We start from the raw sequence: 8,530 nt of genomic DNA, 5'->3' as shown, positions 1-8,530 counted from the left end.
ACAGCAGGCATCGTAGGGGCGGCGTTCTCGCCGCCCGTGACGATAAATTGCATCGCCACAAGGATTTTATGGCCAATAATTACCTGCGCATTTTCGCTCAACGTAACGCCCTCCTCCTGTTTAATAAAGGCGCTGACGCTGGTATCTTGCGCCATATCGGCGATCACGTCACTCAACGTAGCGTTAACCGCGTTGGTGATTTTGGTGTTGTTAGCAGCAAACGCACCTTCAACACTGTAGGTCTGACGATAGTTTTTCACCTGCTTATTGCCGTTTTTCGCGGTGGCAATAATCGAGATGTCTGCTTTGGTGGTAATGCTGTAACGCACATTACCCTGGGTGACATCGGCATACAGATTGTTAACCACGATCTGCAGATCGACGGCGCCAGTCGGGCCAATCATATAACCGCGTGCGCCCATCTGTTTCTCCAGCACTTCCTGCAGCAGGAAACGCAGGTCGCGTGAAGGGGTCAGGGTCACCAGCTGGCCATCGCGATTCACTTTCGCCAGCGCCTGGTCACTACGCTGGTCGGCACCGTTGATACTGACGGTGACGCCCATCAGACCCGGGTCCTGTTGTGGCAGCTGAATTTTGGGTGAAACGTTTAATGTATTGCTGTTGCTTGCACAGCCAGCCAGAATAAAGACGGCCAGCAGCGGAAATAATAATTTTTTTAACATGCTTATTTTCTCGTTCGCCTAAGTTGTAGTGCTGACAAAACTCCGGCCATCATATCATTGGCAGGCGTGGAGGGAAGCCCTGATGGTGCGTAAATTCATCACCTTGCGTTTTTTTCGGACTTACTGAAGGGTGAAGCCGACAGCGCAACGGCAAAGCGCAGCGGGGGAATTGCGACCTGAGAAAAGAACAGCTTAAGAAATTTTCATCGCTAAGCCGCGGGTCGGGGAAAAAACCGACTATTATTGAAAGAGATGGGGCGCAGCTCGCTGCCGTAGAGGAGTGCAGTTATGATTCGCGGACAAATAGAAGAAAAGTTACGCACGGCGTTCAGTCCGGTACATCTGGAAGTGCATGACGAAAGCTACCGTCACAATGTGCCTGCAGGCTCCGAGAGTCACTTTAAAGTGATTATCGTCAGTGACAGTTTCACGAATCAACGCTTCCTGATGCGACACCGCGCCATTTATGGTGTGCTGGCCGATGAACTGGCGGGCAGTGTGCATGCGCTGGCGCTGCATACCTACACCGTGAAAGAGTGGGAAGGGCTACAGGATACCGTACCGGCCTCACCAAATTGTCGTGGCGCCGGTACGCTGGCCTGACAATCAGATGCAGTAATCAATCAAAACGGCCCGCGGGCCGTTTTGTCGTTTTTAGCGTTCGCCCATGAGTAATTTGCGAGTTAAGTCGGAATTTGTAAAAAAGCACCGCGGTTGAGGGCCTTTGCGTTCTCGACTCAGTACAGTGATGCCGCTATAATGCTGCGTCTATTTTTCCGGAATGTCTTCGGGACGCTTCTGGTAACAGGGAAGGCGGTTCTGACAACAGAGGCCGTCCCGGTTGTCGGAGAGGGCATCAGATCGTCACTGGCGATGGATGTCTTGTCTGAAGTTAACCGAGCACGTGATTTTTTTGAGGTAACAAGATGCAAGTTTCAGTAGAAACCACTCAGGGCCTGGGCCGTCGCGTTACGATTACTGTCGCTGCTGACAGCATCGAAAACGCTGTGAAAAAAGAGCTGGTCGACGTGGCTAAAAAAGTACGTATCGATGGCTTCCGTAAAGGCAAAGTACCAATGAGCGTAGTTGCACAGCGTTATGGTGCTTCTGTTCGCCAGGACGTACTGGGCGATCTGATGCAGCGCAACTTTGTTGACGCCATCATTAAAGAACAAATCAGCCCGGCTGGCGCACCGAAATATGTGCCAGGCGACTACAAGGTTGGTGAAGACTTCACTTTCACCGTTGAGTTCGAAGTGTATCCACAGGTTGAACTGAAAGGTCTGGAAGCGATCGAAGTTGAGAAGCCGGTTGTTGAAGTGACCGATGCTGACGTCGATACCATGCTCGATACCCTGCGTAAGCAGCAGGCGACCTGGAAAGAGACTGACGCGGCAGCAACGGCTGAAGATCGCGCGACCGTTGATTTCACCGGTTCAGTAGACGGTGAAGAGTTCGAAGGCGGCAAAGCGTCTGACTTCGTACTGGCAATGGGCCAGGGTCGTATGATCCCAGGCTTCGAAGAGGGCGTTGTTGGCCATAAAGCGGGCGAAACCTTCACCATCGACGTTAACTTCCCGGAAGATTACCACGCTGAAAACCTGAAAGGGAAAGCAGCGAAGTTTGAAATCGTGCTGAAGAAAGTTGAAGAGCGTGAACTGCCAGAATTCACTGAAGAGTTCATCAAACGTTTCGGCGTTGAAGATGGTTCAGTTGAAGGCCTGCGTGCTGAAGTGCGTAAAAACATGCAGCGTGAGCTGAAAGGCGCGGTGCGTAACCGTGTTAAAACTCAGGCTATCGACGGTCTGATCAGCGCCAACGAAATCGACGTTCCGGCTGCACTGGTTGACAGTGAAATCGACGTTCTGCGCCGTCAGGCTGCACAGCGTTTCGGCGGCGATGAGAAGCAAGCGCTGGAACTGCCTCGTGAACTGTTCGAAGAGCAGGCAAAACGCCGCGTAGTGGTTGGTTTGCTGCTGGGCGAAGTGATTCGTACCCATGAGCTGAAAGCTGACGAAGAGCGCGTTAAAACGCTGATCGAAGAGATGGCTTCTGCGTATGAAGATCCGCAGGAAGTGATCGAGTTCTACAGCAAAAACAACGAGCTGATGAACAACATGCGTAATGTTGCTCTGGAAGAACAGGCTGTTGAAGCGGTACTGGAAAAAGCGAAAGTGACTGAAAAAGCCACTGGCTTCCAGGATCTGATGAATCAGACAGCTTCTGCCTGATCCACGCCACTAAGCTAGTGCTCAGGCCCGCAATCGTAAGATTGCGGGCCTTTTGTTTTTTATTTTTTCACCAAATGTCACCTTTTGGCTGTTATTCGCTTAATTAACCAACGAATTATCGTCTATGCTGTTTTTCCTGGTTAGCGATTGATGAAAACGTTGTTATGCTTGAAAGAGTGGGGCAACATCCCCAGATCCTTTTCTGAGTAACCCGCAATTTTTACGCTGACTGATCGACCGTCCGGATGGCGTCGGCGAGTGAGACAAGGGAGCATAGAGTTCCCCGGCTCACTCAAGTAAAATCGGTACAGAAGTGTTGCCAAATGAAATTTATCCAGGAGACGGTAATGTCATACAGTGGCGAACGTGAACAAACTGCACCTCATATGGCTTTAGTGCCAATGGTGGTTGAACAAACTTCGCGCGGAGAGCGTTCTTACGACATCTTTTCGCGCCTGCTGAAAGAGCGCATTATTTTCCTTACCGGTCAGGTTGAGGATCATATGGCGAACCTGATTGTGGCGCAGATGCTGTTTCTGGAAGCGGAGAATCCGGAAAAAGACATTCATCTTTATATTAACTCTCCTGGTGGCGTGATTACGGCGGGTATGTCGATTTACGACACCATGAAGTTTATCAAGCCGGACGTCAGCACCATCTGTATGGGCCAGGCCTGTTCAATGGGGGCGTTCTTGCTGACCGCCGGTGCGAAAGGCAAGCGTTACTGTCTGCCAAACTCCCGAGTGATGATTCACCAGCCGTTGGGTGGTTATCAGGGGCAGGCGACCGATATTGAAATTCATGCGCGTGAGATCCTGAAAGTGAAGGGGCGTATGAACGAACTGATGGCTTTCCATACCGGCAAAACTCTTGAAGAAATAGAAAGAGACACGGAACGCGATCGTTTCCTCTCCGCGAGCGAAGCTGTAGAGTATGGTTTAGTCGATTCCGTACTGACGCATCGCGAATAAGGCTTAAGGCCAGTGGTCGATAAGCTATAGTTAGTGAGACACTGGTCAAGAGTTGCAATAAACGAGGGCAGTGCAAGGCGCTGCCATCGCCGCAAAACCTGCGGACCAGGATAAAGAGAAGAGGTTAACTGATGACAGATAAGCGCAAAGACGGTTCAGGAAAGCTGCTGTACTGCTCTTTTTGCGGCAAAAGCCAGCATGAAGTGCGTAAGCTGATTGCCGGGCCGTCAGTGTATATCTGCGATGAGTGTGTCGATCTGTGTAACGACATCATTCGCGAAGAGATAAAAGAAGTGGCCCCGCATCGCGAGCGCAGTGCCCTGCCTACGCCGCACGAAATTCGCCATCACCTCGACGATTATGTTATCGGTCAGGAGAAGGCGAAAAAGGTGCTGGCGGTTGCGGTCTATAACCACTACAAGCGCCTGCGCAATGGCGATACCAGCAACGGTATCGAGCTGGGCAAAAGTAATATTCTGCTGATCGGTCCGACCGGTAGCGGTAAAACGCTGCTGGCTGAAACCTTAGCGCGTCTGTTAGATGTGCCATTTACCATGGCCGACGCCACCACCCTGACCGAAGCCGGTTATGTGGGTGAAGACGTTGAAAACATTATCCAGAAACTGTTGCAGAAATGTGATTATGACGTGCAGAAAGCTCAGCGCGGCATTGTTTACATCGATGAGATTGATAAAATTTCGCGTAAATCTGACAACCCGTCGATTACGCGCGATGTTTCCGGTGAAGGCGTGCAGCAGGCGTTACTGAAACTGATCGAAGGTACGGTTGCTGCAGTGCCGCCACAGGGCGGTCGCAAGCATCCACAGCAGGAGTTCCTGCAAGTGGATACTTCGAAGATTCTGTTTATCTGTGGCGGTGCATTTGCCGGTCTGGATAAAGTGATCTCGCAGCGTGTGGAAACCGGCTCCGGTATTGGTTTTGGCGCCACGGTGAAAGGCAAGTCGCAGAAAGCCAGTGAAGGCCAGCTGTTAGAACAGGTGGAACCGGAAGATTTGATCAAATTCGGTCTGATTCCTGAATTTATTGGTCGTCTGCCTGTAGTGGCGACGCTGAATGAATTAAGCGAAGAAGCCCTGATTCAGATTCTGCGTGAGCCGAAGAACGCCCTGACCAAGCAGTATCAGGCGCTGTTCAATCTGGAAGGTGTGGAGCTGGAGTTCCGTGACGAAGCGTTAACGGCGATTGCCAAAAAAGCGATGTCGCGTAAAACCGGTGCACGTGGACTGCGTTCCATCGTCGAAGGTGCGCTGCTGAACACCATGTATGATCTGCCTTCAATGGATGACGTTGAGAAAGTTGTGATTGATGAGTCGGTAATCGATGAGCAAACCGATCCCATGTTGATTTATGGTAAGCCCGAAGCGCAGCAGGCTTCTGGCGAATAAATAACCAAGTCAATCCAGTCAGTTATCTAAAAAGGGGAAAATTCTTTCCCCTTTTGTTTTTCTCTCGCGCTTTACATTGAATGTCAGACATTCATCCCCATATACTCAGATACCTGTGGGTCGACTGCACTTTCACTGCACTATGCGGTTCCCATCACCCTGGCGGACATTAAACAAAGAGAGAGCTCTATGAATCCTGAGCGTTCTGAACGCATTGAAATCCCTGTGTTGCCGTTGCGTGACGTAGTGGTTTATCCGCACATGGTAATTCCGTTGTTTGTTGGTCGGGAAAAATCGATTCGGTGCTTAGAAGCCGCCATGGATCATGATAAAAAGATCATGCTGGTTGCACAGAAAGAGGCTTCAACGGATGAACCAGGCATCAACGATCTCTTCTCGGTAGGGACGGTTGCATCAATCCTGCAAATGCTGAAATTGCCTGATGGCACGGTAAAAGTGCTGGTTGAAGGCTTACAGCGTGCGCATATCACTACGCTGGCTGATAACGGCGATCACTTTACTGCGCAGGCGGAATATCTGGTCTCTCCGGAAATCGAAGAGCGCGAGCAGGAAGTTTTGGTGCGTACGGCAATCAATCAGTTTGAAGGCTACATCAAACTGAACAAAAAGATTCCCCCGGAAGTGTTGACGTCGCTGAACAGCATTGACGACGCCGCACGTCTGGCCGATACCGTGGCGGCGCATATGCCATTGAAGCTGGCTGACAAACAGTCAGTGCTGGAGATGTCCGACGTCAATGAGCGTCTGGAATATCTGATGGCGATGATGGAGTCTGAAATTGACTTGTTGCAGGTGGAAAAACGCATCCGCAACCGCGTCAAAAAACAGATGGAAAAGAGCCAGCGCGAGTACTATCTGAATGAGCAAATGAAAGCGATTCAGAAAGAACTGGGCGAAATGGACGATGCGCCGGACGAAAATGAAGCGCTGAAGCGTAAAATCGATGCGGCGAAAATGCCGAAAGAAGCGCGTGAAAAAACTGAAGCAGAACTGCAGAAGCTGAAAATGATGTCGCCGATGTCAGCTGAAGCCACTGTGGTGCGCGGCTATATCGACTGGATGGTGCAGGTACCGTGGAATGCGCGCAGCAAGGTGAAAAAAGACCTTGTGAAAGCGCAGGAGACGCTGGATACCGACCACTTTGGTCTGGAGCGCGTTAAAGACCGCATCCTGGAGTATTTAGCTGTACAGAGCCGCGTGAGCAAAATTAAAGGCCCGATTCTGTGCCTGGTAGGACCTCCGGGCGTCGGTAAAACCTCACTCGGCCAGTCAATTGCCAAAGCCACCGGACGCAAATATGTGCGTATGGCGCTGGGCGGCGTGCGTGATGAAGCGGAAATCCGTGGTCACCGTCGTACCTATATCGGCTCAATGCCGGGCAAACTGATCCAGAAAATGGCGAAAGTTGGCGTTAAAAACCCGCTATTCCTGCTGGATGAGATCGATAAAATGTCATCCGATATGCGTGGCGATCCGGCGTCAGCGTTGCTGGAAGTGCTGGATCCGGAACAGAATATCGCGTTTAACGATCATTATCTGGAAGTCGATTACGATCTCTCAGATGTGATGTTTGTCGCGACCTCTAACTCAATGAACATCCCGGCGCCGCTGCTGGACCGTATGGAAGTGATTCGTCTTTCCGGTTATACCGAAGATGAAAAACTGAATATCGCCAAACAGCACCTGTTGCAGAAGCAGATTGAGCGTAACGCGCTGAAGCCGCATGAAATATCGGTAGAGGATAGCGCTATTATCGGCATTATCCGTTACTACACGCGTGAAGCGGGTGTACGTAGCCTGGAACGTGAACTGTCCAAGCTGTGCCGTAAGGCGGTTAAATCGCTGTTGATGGATAAAACCGTCAAACATATCGCGATTAATGGCGACAATCTGAAGGATTTCCTCGGCGTTCAGCGCTTCGACTATGGTCGTGCGGAAAACGAAAACCGTGTCGGTCAGGTTACCGGTCTGGCGTGGACTGAAGTGGGCGGCGAGCTGCTGACCATTGAAACCGCCTGTGTGCCGGGTAAAGGCAAGCTGACCTATACCGGTTCGCTGGGTGAAGTGATGCAGGAATCCATCCAGGCAGCACTGACTGTGGTGCGCGCGCGTGCGGAGAAGCTGGGCATTAATGCTGACTTCTACGAAAAACGCGATATCCACGTGCATGTGCCGGAAGGTGCGACGCCGAAAGATGGTCCAAGCGCCGGTATTGCGATGTGTACGGCGCTGGTTTCCTGTCTGACCGGTAACCCGGTGCGCGCCGATGTGGCGATGACCGGTGAAATCACCTTGCGTGGCCAGGTTCTGCCAATCGGCGGTTTGAAAGAAAAACTGCTGGCAGCACACCGTGGTGGTATCAAAACAGTGTTAATTCCTGATGAAAATAAACGCGATCTGGAAGAGATTCCTGACAACGTAATCGCCGATCTGAAGATTCATCCGGTGAAGCGCATTGAGGAAGTTCTGGCTCTGGCGCTGCAAAATGCCCCTTACGGCATGCAGGTTGCCACCGCAAAATAGTGATTTTTGGCAAAAATAACTAAAAAGTGTCGCTGGCAAGTCAAATGGGACTTGCCAGCTTTTTTTTGTGTCGCTAATTTAGAGGGCTGGCCGAGCATGCAACGTTAACGATTAAACGTTGTTTCGGCCCATCAGGCTTGATATAACTTGCTGCGCGTTCGTACAGGGCCCGGATGCTCGGGTACGATGTGAATAATAAAGAGGGGATGAATAGAGTGAATAAGTCACAGTTGATCGACAAAATTGCTGCGAATGCTGATATTTCTAAAGCAGCGGCTGGACGTGTATTAGATGCTTTTATGGTTTCAGTTTCCGATTCTCTGAAAGCAGGTGATGAAGTTGCGCTGGTTGGTTTTGGTACTTTCTCAGTACGTGAGCGTTCTGAGCGTACTGGCCGTAACCCACAGACTGGTAAAGAAATTACCATTCCAGCGGGTAAAGTACCTGGTTTCCGCGCCGGTAAAGCGCTGAAAGACGCTGTAAACTAAGAGTGGATAAGCCTCCACTGAAGCAATTTCTTCGGTGGATTGAGGACTGACAAAGCGTTCTCATGTAACATACCGGGCACATCAGGCAAATGATGTGCCTTTTTTTATCGTTACTGGTGACAAACGCCGTATGCGCGTGTCAAAAAAAAGGCCGAAGCTGCGGGCCTGAAATGCAGCTACGTAAAACGGCCGTGAGGATGCGGGCGC

At 50.8% G+C, this 8,530-nt stretch carries 6 protein-coding genes and 1 pseudogene; 6 read left to right on the top strand and 1 reads right to left on the bottom strand.

All coding sequences use genetic code 11. The features are described 5' to 3' along the window. Positions 1-116: 116 nt before the first annotated feature. Positions 117-683 (bottom strand): annotated as a pseudogene (locus tag N5923_RS00680) (lipoprotein); the annotation flags it as partial. 288 nt (positions 684-971) lie between these two features. Here N5923_RS00680 and bolA point away from each other — a divergent pair. The 6 genes from bolA (at position 972) to hupB (ending at position 8,323) form a co-directional block, all read left to right on the top strand. Next, the gene (gene bolA, locus N5923_RS00675) at positions 972-1,286 is read left to right on the top strand and encodes a transcriptional regulator BolA (protein ID WP_017800936.1); all 315 of its coding nucleotides are present in this window, start codon (positions 972-974) and stop codon (positions 1,284-1,286) included. Between the two features lie 323 nt (positions 1,287-1,609). Beyond that, positions 1,610-2,914: a trigger factor gene (tig, locus tag N5923_RS00670; protein WP_267141426.1), complete on the top strand. Its 1,305-nt coding sequence runs from the start codon at positions 1,610-1,612 to the stop codon at positions 2,912-2,914. Between the two features lie 347 nt (positions 2,915-3,261). Further along, positions 3,262-3,885 (top strand): ATP-dependent Clp endopeptidase proteolytic subunit ClpP, encoded by a 624-nt coding sequence (gene clpP / locus N5923_RS00665; RefSeq protein WP_017800938.1) that lies wholly within the window; start codon positions 3,262-3,264, stop codon positions 3,883-3,885. A 131-nt stretch (positions 3,886-4,016) separates the two neighbouring features. Further along, entirely contained in the window at positions 4,017-5,291 is a 1,275-nt protein-coding gene (clpX, locus tag N5923_RS00660) for an ATP-dependent protease ATP-binding subunit ClpX (protein WP_267141425.1), read from the top strand. A gap of 189 nt (positions 5,292-5,480) precedes the next feature. Beyond that, the gene (gene lon / locus N5923_RS00655; protein ID WP_017800940.1) at positions 5,481-7,835 is read left to right on the top strand and encodes an endopeptidase La; all 2,355 of its coding nucleotides are present in this window, start codon (positions 5,481-5,483) and stop codon (positions 7,833-7,835) included. A gap of 215 nt (positions 7,836-8,050) precedes the next feature. Beyond that, positions 8,051-8,323, top strand: coding sequence for a nucleoid-associated protein HU-beta (gene hupB / locus N5923_RS00650; RefSeq protein WP_026111673.1), 273 nt, complete (start codon positions 8,051-8,053; stop codon positions 8,321-8,323). Positions 8,324-8,530 lie beyond the last annotated feature (207 nt).

It is taken from the genome of Winslowiella arboricola (assembly GCF_025527015.1).
In the GTDB taxonomy this organism is placed as follows: Bacteria; Pseudomonadota; Gammaproteobacteria; order Enterobacterales; family Enterobacteriaceae; genus Erwinia; species Erwinia arboricola.
Note: the sequence above shows the minus strand (reverse complement) of the source record. Positions and strands in the feature narration are given on the sequence as shown.